This is a genomic window from Pontibacterium sp., from assembly GCF_041587635.1.
Classification (GTDB): domain Bacteria; phylum Pseudomonadota; class Gammaproteobacteria; order Pseudomonadales; family Balneatricaceae; genus Pontibacterium.
Window position 1 is genome coordinate 1 of record NZ_JBFGYC010000284.1, and the last position, 5,140, is coordinate 5,140.

Here is a 5,140-nt window from a genome sequence, read left to right on the forward strand (position 1 = left end):
AGCGGATAAGAAAGCCAAGCGATAATAGGAGTTAGATGATGGAAGTTGCCGCTAAATTAAAAGGCGCCCGCATCTCCGCTCAGAAAGCCCGTCTGGTCTGTGATCAGATTCGTGGCAAGTCTGTAGGTGAAGCTCTGGATATCCTGGCGTATAGCCCAAAAAAAGGTGCGGCGCTTGTTAAGAAAGTACTGGAGTCTGCTATCGCGAATGCGGAGCATAACGAAGGTGCTGATATTGATGAGCTGCGCGTTTCAACTACTTTCGTTGACGAAGGTATGACTATGAAACGTATCAAGCCGCGTGCGAAGGGTCGCGCAGATCGTATTCTGAAGCGTTCCTGCCACATCACCGTTAAAGTGGCTGACTAAGCGACTGCTAGGAGAGTTTGTTATGGGTCAGAAAGTACATCCGACCGGTATACGACTTGGTGTCGTTAAAGACCACACCTCGGTGTGGTATGCGGACAAGTCCGAATACGCAAGCAAGCTGCTGAATGACCTCGAGGTACGTAAGTACCTGGAGAAGCAGCTCGAAAAAGCATCTGTAAGCCGCATCGAGATCGAGCGTCCTGCACAGAATGCTAAAATCACCATTCACACTGCGCGTCCTGGCATCGTGATTGGTAAAAAAGGCGAAGATGTAGAGAAGCTGCGTAATGCTGTTTCCCAGATGATGGGCGTTCCTGTTCACATCAACATCGAAGAAGTTCGCAAGCCTGAGCTGGACGCGAAACTGGTAGCACAGAGTGTTGCTAACCAGCTGGAGCGTCGCGTAATGTTCCGTCGCGCTATGAAGCGTGCGGTACAGAACGCTATGCGTCTGGGTGCCAAAGGCATCAAGATTCAGGTTGGCGGTCGTCTGGGTGGCGCTGAGATTGCGCGCTCTGAGTGGTATCGTGAAGGCCGTGTGCCGTTGCACACACTGCGTGCTGATATCGATTACGCTACTTATGAAGCGCACACCACATACGGTGTGATCGGCGTTAAAGTCTGGATCTTCAAAGGCGAGATTCTTGGTGGCATCGAACAGGTGCGTGCTGAGAAGAAAAATGCGCCTAAGAAGAAAGGTAAGTGAGGTAGAAGTCCATGCTGCAACCTAAACGCCTTAAATACCGCAAGATGATGAAAGGCCGCAACCGCGGTCTGGCACAGCGCGGTAGTAAAGTAAGCTTCGGCGAAATCGGCCTGAAAGCTACTAGCCGTGGCCGTATCACTTCCCGTCAGATCGAGGCTGCTCGTCGTACGATGACCCGTCACGTGAAACGTGGTGGTAAGATCTGGATTCGCGTTTTCCCTGACAAGACAATTACCTCTAAGCCTCTTGAAGTGCGTATGGGTAAAGGTAAAGGTAGTGTTGAGTACTGGGTAGCCCAGATTCAGCCAGGTAAGATGCTGTTCGAAATGAGCGGTGTGCCTGATGAGTTGGCGAATGAAGCGTTCGCGCTGGCTTCCGCTAAGCTGCCTGTTTCTACAACTGTTGTTAAGCGTACGGTGATGTGATGAAAGCGAGCGAACTACGTGAGAAGTCCGTTGATGAGCTTCAGCAGGAACTGTTAGGTCTTCTGAAGGAGCAGTTCAATCTGCGCATGCAGAAAACCACCGGTCAGCTGGCACAAAATCACCTGTTGGGCCAAGTCCGCCGCGACATCGCTCGCGTAAAGACTTTACTCAACGAGAAGGCAGGTAACTAAGAATGAGCGCAGAAAAACGTACTCGTACTGTTACTGGCCGCGTTGTCAGTGACAAGATGGATAAAACCATCACAGTTATGGTAGAGCGTAAAGAGAAGCATCCGATTTACGGAAAATTCATGAAACGTTCCACCAAACTGCACGCTCACGATGAGAAAAACGAGTGTCAGCAGGGGGATCTGGTAACCATCGCGGAAACCCGTCCTCACTCCAAGTCTAAAACTTGGGCACTGGTTCGTATTGAAGAGCGCGCAGCGAAGGTGTAATATACGCACCCTCGCTCCAATTGTCGGTCCGTTGTTTATGACAGCGGGCTCAACACAGAGTTTGTGGAGTAGACCATGATTCAGACTGAATCTATGCTTGACGTCGCTGATAACAGCGGTGCTAAGCGTGTACAGTGCATTAAGGTCCTGGGCGGTTCTCACCGTCGTTACGCAAGCGTCGGTGACGTTATTAAAGTTACCGTCAAGGAAGCAATTCCGCGTGGCAAAGTGAAGAAAGGTCAGGTCCTTAAGGCTGTTGTGGTACGTACCCGTAAGGGTGTTCGTCGTCCAGACGGCTCAGTAATCCGCTTTGATACTAACTCAGCGGTGTTGCTGAACGCTAGCGATGCACCTATCGGTACTCGTATCTTTGGCCCAGTAACGCGTGAACTTCGTTCTGAGAAGTTCATGAAAATCGTTTCCCTGGCGCCTGAAGTGCTGTAAAGATCAAACTCCAAGTAGTTTGATTTATGTAAAAACGCTAACGCCGAGAGGCGTTGGCGTTTTTGAGCATGAGAAGGACGTAGGAAAGAGGTATTTATGCTTAAAATTAGACGTGAAGACGAAGTAATCGTCATCGCAGGAAAAGACAAAGGCAAGCGTGGCAAAGTCATGCGTGTCCTGGATAACGGTCGTGTGATCGTATCCGGTATCAACATGGTGAAGAAACACACCAAACCTAACCCAATGCTGGGTCAGGCTGGCGGCATCGTAGAAAAAGAAGCGGCTCTGGCTGTTTCTAACGTTGCTATCTTCAACCCTCAGACGGGCAAAGGCGATCGCGTTGGCTTCAAGATTCTTGAAGACGGTACTAAGACGCGCATCTTCAAGTCCTCTGGCGAAGCGATCAGCTAAGGGGAATTGTTGATATGTCTAGATTGAAAGCGCTTTATAAAGATTCTGTTCAGCAGCAGCTGAAAGAAGAGCTGTCCAGCCCGAACATCATGGCTGTGCCTCGTTTGACCAAAATCACTCTGAACATGGGTGTAGGTGAAGCATTGGGCGATAAGAAACTGCTGGATTTTGCAGTTGCTGATATGACAAAAATCGCCGGTCAGAAGCCAGTAGTTACTCTGGCTCGTAAATCTATCGCGGGCTTTAAAGTTCGTGAAGGTTGGCCGATTGGTTGTAAAGTTACCCTGCGCGGCGAGCGTATGTGGGAATTCCTGGATCGCATGGTAGATATTTCTATCCCGCGTATCCGTGACTTCCGTGGCCTGAATCCGAAATCTTTCGACGGTCGTGGTAACTACAGCATGGGTGTTAAAGAGCAGATCATCTTCCCTGAGATCGAGTACGACAAGGTTGATAAACTGCGTGGTATGGATATTACCATTACCACTACTGCTCGTGACAATGATGAGGGTCGCGCCTTGCTGGCTGCCCTAGGCTTCCCATTTAAGAAGTGATAGGGGTATATCATGGCTAAAGAATCTATGAAGGCACGCGAAGCTAAGCGTGCAAAAACAGTTGCTCAGTTCGCTGAAAAGCGTGCTGCACTGAAAGCAATCATCCTAAGCGCTACTGCATCTGAAGATGAGCGTTGGGAAGCACAAGTTGCGCTGCAGAAACTGCCGCGTGACGCGAGCCCTTCTCGTCAACAGCGCCGCTGTCAGGTTACAGGTCGTCCACATGCGGTTTACCGCAAGTTTGGCCTGTGCCGCAACCAGCTGCGTGAAGCCGCTATGCGCGGTGACGTGCCGGGTCTGAAAAAGGCTAGCTGGTAATCAGCTAGTTTCATGGTAAGCGCGACGGACAGGGCCTGAAAGGGCTACCGGGTCGCGCTGCACAACGAGGAAGTAAAAAGCATGAGCATGCAAGATACACTCGCGGATATGTTCACTCGTATCCGTAACGGTCACATGGCTGAAAAGCAGGCCGTATCCATGCCGTCTTCCAAAATGAAGGTTTCCGTAGCTAAGGTGCTGCAGGACGAAGGTTATATCGCTGACTTCTCTGTAGAAGAAGGTGTTAAACCTGTTCTGACCTTGGAACTGAAATACTTCGAAGGTAAGGCGGTTATCGAAGAGATCAAACGCGTAAGTCGTCCTGGTCTACGTATCTATAAAGGCGCTACTGAGCTGCCTAAAGTACGTGGTGGACTGGGCGTAGCTATCGTCTCTACGAGCAAAGGTGTCATGACTGATCGCGCAGCACGTTCTGCAGGCGTCGGTGGCGAAGTAATCTGCACGGTATTCTAAGAGGATTTCCAATGTCTCGTATTGCGAAAAACCCGATTGCTGTACCGGCAGGTGTTGAGCTGAAAATCGACGGCCAGACAGTCAATGTAAAAGGTAAAAACGGTCAGCTGAGCATTGATGTTCATGCGACTGTAGAGATTCAGCAGGGCGAAGAAGGCCTGACGTTTGCGGGCCGTGACGGTTCCAAGCAGTCTACCGCTCTGGCTGGTACTAGCCGCGCGCTGATCAACAACATGGTTGTTGGTGTAAACGAAGGCTTCAAGAAAACTCTGCTGCTGCAGGGTGTTGGTTACCGTGCTGCTGTAAGCGGTAACACTTTGAACCTGACGCTGGGCTTCTCTCACCCGATCGATTATGAACTGCCTGAAGGTATCAAGGCTGAAGTACAGGGCCAGACAACTGTTGTTATCAGCGGTATTGATAAGCAGACTGTCGGTCAGGTAGCAGCTGAGGTGCGTGGCTTCCGTCCACCAGAACCTTATAAAGGTAAAGGTGTTCGCTACGCTGATGAATATGTTCGCCGTAAAGAAGCGAAGAAAAAATAAGTAGGGCAGAATCATGAACGCTAAGAAACAAGCTCGTGTTCGTCGTGCGCGCCGTTCTCGCCTGAAAATGCGTGAGCTGGGTGCTGCGCGTTTGTGCGTAAACCGCACACCGCGTCACATCTACGCGCAGGTGATTACTGCTGATGGTGCTACCGTTGTTGCGGCTGCGTCCACAGTAGAAAAAGAACTGCGTGAATCCACTACCGGTAATGTTTCAGCTGCTGAAAAAGTAGGTGAGCTGATCGCATCTCGTGCGAAAGAAGCCGGTGTTACTAAAGTTGCTTTTGACCGCTCTGGTTTTAAATACCATGGCCGTGTTAAAGCACTCGCTGACGCAGCCCGTGAAGGCGGCCTGGAATTCTAAAGGGGTCGAAAATGGCAAATCACGAACAGAAAGACGGTGACCTGCAGGAAAAACTGGTTCAGGTTAACCGTGTC

The 5,140-nt window shown here is 50.4% G+C and carries 12 protein-coding genes; all 12 read left to right on the forward strand.

What is annotated here, in order from left to right:
• Nucleotides 1–38: 38 nt before the first annotated feature.
• The 12 genes from rplV to rplR all read left to right on the forward strand — a co-directional run bounded on the left by rplV (nt 39) and on the right by rplR (nt 5,066).
• Nucleotides 39–368: a 50S ribosomal protein L22 gene (gene rplV / locus ABYW01_RS13530; protein WP_193952604.1), complete on the forward strand. Its 330-nt coding sequence runs from the start codon at nt 39–41 to the stop codon at nt 366–368.
• A gap of 22 nt (nt 369–390) precedes the next feature.
• A complete protein-coding gene (rpsC, locus tag ABYW01_RS13535; protein ID WP_193952498.1) occupies nt 391–1,074 on the forward strand; it encodes a 30S ribosomal protein S3 in 684 nt (227 codons plus the stop codon).
• 11 nt (nt 1,075–1,085) lie between these two features.
• Nucleotides 1,086–1,499: a 50S ribosomal protein L16 gene (rplP, locus tag ABYW01_RS13540; protein ID WP_372833543.1), complete on the forward strand. Its 414-nt coding sequence runs from the start codon at nt 1,086–1,088 to the stop codon at nt 1,497–1,499.
• Complete coding sequence (gene rpmC / locus ABYW01_RS13545; RefSeq protein WP_193952500.1) at nt 1,499–1,690, forward strand: 50S ribosomal protein L29; 192 nt, start codon at nt 1,499–1,501, stop codon at nt 1,688–1,690. Before rplP ends, rpmC begins: the two co-directional genes overlap by 1 nt.
• 2 nt (nt 1,691–1,692) lie before the next feature.
• Nucleotides 1,693–1,956, forward strand: coding sequence for a 30S ribosomal protein S17 (rpsQ, locus tag ABYW01_RS13550; RefSeq protein WP_193952501.1), 264 nt, complete (start codon nt 1,693–1,695; stop codon nt 1,954–1,956).
• Between the two features lie 75 nt (nt 1,957–2,031).
• Entirely contained in the window at nt 2,032–2,400 is a 369-nt protein-coding gene (rplN, locus tag ABYW01_RS13555; RefSeq protein WP_193952502.1) for a 50S ribosomal protein L14, read from the forward strand.
• Between the two features lie 96 nt (nt 2,401–2,496).
• On the forward strand, nt 2,497–2,811 hold the full coding sequence (gene rplX, locus ABYW01_RS13560; RefSeq protein ID WP_193952503.1) for a 50S ribosomal protein L24: 315 nt from the start codon (nt 2,497–2,499) through the stop codon (nt 2,809–2,811).
• Between the two features lie 14 nt (nt 2,812–2,825).
• A complete protein-coding gene (rplE, locus tag ABYW01_RS13565) occupies nt 2,826–3,365 on the forward strand; it encodes a 50S ribosomal protein L5 (protein ID WP_193952504.1) in 540 nt (179 codons plus the stop codon).
• Nucleotides 3,366–3,377: 12 nt separating this feature from the next.
• Entirely contained in the window at nt 3,378–3,683 is a 306-nt protein-coding gene (gene rpsN / locus ABYW01_RS13570; protein WP_193952505.1) for a 30S ribosomal protein S14, read from the forward strand.
• 81 nt (nt 3,684–3,764) lie between these two features.
• A complete protein-coding gene (gene rpsH / locus ABYW01_RS13575; protein WP_372833546.1) occupies nt 3,765–4,157 on the forward strand; it encodes a 30S ribosomal protein S8 in 393 nt (130 codons plus the stop codon).
• A gap of 11 nt (nt 4,158–4,168) precedes the next feature.
• Nucleotides 4,169–4,702 carry a 50S ribosomal protein L6 gene (gene rplF, locus ABYW01_RS13580; protein ID WP_193952507.1) on the forward strand — a complete coding sequence of 178 codons (534 nt, stop codon included), beginning with the start codon at nt 4,169–4,171 and terminating at the stop codon, nt 4,700–4,702.
• Between the two features lie 13 nt (nt 4,703–4,715).
• Nucleotides 4,716–5,066 carry a 50S ribosomal protein L18 gene (rplR, locus tag ABYW01_RS13585; RefSeq protein WP_193952508.1) on the forward strand — a complete coding sequence of 117 codons (351 nt, stop codon included), beginning with the start codon at nt 4,716–4,718 and terminating at the stop codon, nt 5,064–5,066.
• Nucleotides 5,067–5,140: the final 74 nt, after the last annotated feature.

What these genes read in the sequence shown, in the direction of transcription:
- rplV (WP_193952604.1), top strand. Translation starts at nt 39, where the DNA reads ATGGAAGTTGCCGCTAAATTAAAAGGCGCCCGCATCTCCGCTCAGAAA.
- rpsC (WP_193952498.1), top strand. Translation starts at nt 391, where the DNA reads ATGGGTCAGAAAGTACATCCGACCGGTATACGACTTGGTGTCGTTAAA.
- rplP (WP_372833543.1), top strand. Translation starts at nt 1,086, where the DNA reads ATGCTGCAACCTAAACGCCTTAAATACCGCAAGATGATGAAAGGCCGC.
- rpmC (WP_193952500.1), top strand. Translation starts at nt 1,499, where the DNA reads ATGAAAGCGAGCGAACTACGTGAGAAGTCCGTTGATGAGCTTCAGCAG.
- rpsQ (WP_193952501.1), top strand. Translation starts at nt 1,693, where the DNA reads ATGAGCGCAGAAAAACGTACTCGTACTGTTACTGGCCGCGTTGTCAGT.
- rplN (WP_193952502.1), top strand. Translation starts at nt 2,032, where the DNA reads ATGATTCAGACTGAATCTATGCTTGACGTCGCTGATAACAGCGGTGCT.
- rplX (WP_193952503.1), top strand. Translation starts at nt 2,497, where the DNA reads ATGCTTAAAATTAGACGTGAAGACGAAGTAATCGTCATCGCAGGAAAA.
- rplE (WP_193952504.1), top strand. Translation starts at nt 2,826, where the DNA reads ATGTCTAGATTGAAAGCGCTTTATAAAGATTCTGTTCAGCAGCAGCTG.
- rpsN (WP_193952505.1), top strand. Translation starts at nt 3,378, where the DNA reads ATGGCTAAAGAATCTATGAAGGCACGCGAAGCTAAGCGTGCAAAAACA.
- rpsH (WP_372833546.1), top strand. Translation starts at nt 3,765, where the DNA reads ATGAGCATGCAAGATACACTCGCGGATATGTTCACTCGTATCCGTAAC.
- rplF (WP_193952507.1), top strand. Translation starts at nt 4,169, where the DNA reads ATGTCTCGTATTGCGAAAAACCCGATTGCTGTACCGGCAGGTGTTGAG.
- rplR (WP_193952508.1), top strand. Translation starts at nt 4,716, where the DNA reads ATGAACGCTAAGAAACAAGCTCGTGTTCGTCGTGCGCGCCGTTCTCGC.